The following is a 291-nucleotide window of genomic DNA, read 5'->3' on the forward strand; positions in this document are numbered from 1 at the left end:
TCGACCGCCTGGGGAGTACGGCCGCAAGGTTAAAACTCAAATGAATTGACGGGGGCCCGCACAAGCGGTGGAGCATGTGGTTTAATTCGATGCAACGCGAAGAACCTTACCTGGTCTTGACATCCACAGAACTTTCCAGAGATGGATTGGTGCCTTCGGGAACTGTGAGACAGGTGCTGCATGGCTGTCGTCAGCTCGTGTTGTGAAATGTTGGGTTAAGTCCCGCAACGAGCGCAACCCTTATCCTTTGTTGCCAGCGGTCCGGCCGGGAACTCAAAGGAGACTGCCAGT

General features: G+C 54.6%; 1 rRNA gene. It reads left to right on the forward strand.

The annotated features are described in order from the left end of the window. A 16S ribosomal RNA gene (locus tag E0D98_RS26420) occupies window positions 1–291 on the forward strand; the annotation flags it as partial.

The organism is Escherichia sp. KCJ4928, assembly GCF_004352695.1.
Classification (GTDB): domain Bacteria; phylum Pseudomonadota; class Gammaproteobacteria; order Enterobacterales; family Enterobacteriaceae; genus ECMA0423.